The 261-nt window shown below is 28.4% G+C and carries 1 protein-coding gene; it reads left to right on the forward strand.

Features of this window, described 5'->3' with window-relative positions; translation table 11 throughout:
* Window positions 1-261 (forward strand): hypothetical protein (locus ACY2RS_RS15640; RefSeq protein WP_490099594.1); only part of this gene is annotated, 261 nt, incomplete at both ends.

A 261-nucleotide genomic window follows, 5' to 3' on the forward strand; every position in this document is an offset into this window, starting at 1 on the left:
TAACCATATCTAGTTTTACATTAGTTTCTTGTGATAATGCAAAAAAGAAAACTACAGAAAATAAAGAAGAGGTTGTAGAGGTTGTTAGTAATAATTCTAATACAGATACTAATAAAGTATTAGAAAATTCAGAAGAAGAGAACAAAGTAAAAACACGTACATATAAAATGAAAGATGGTACTGCATTAGTGTATAATTTAGATGCCAAAGGTATTGCTGGTTTTGATGATTGGGCAGATTATACAGTTGTAAATGCAGAAT

Source organism: Patiriisocius sp. 208BN25-11 (genome assembly GCF_058147145.1).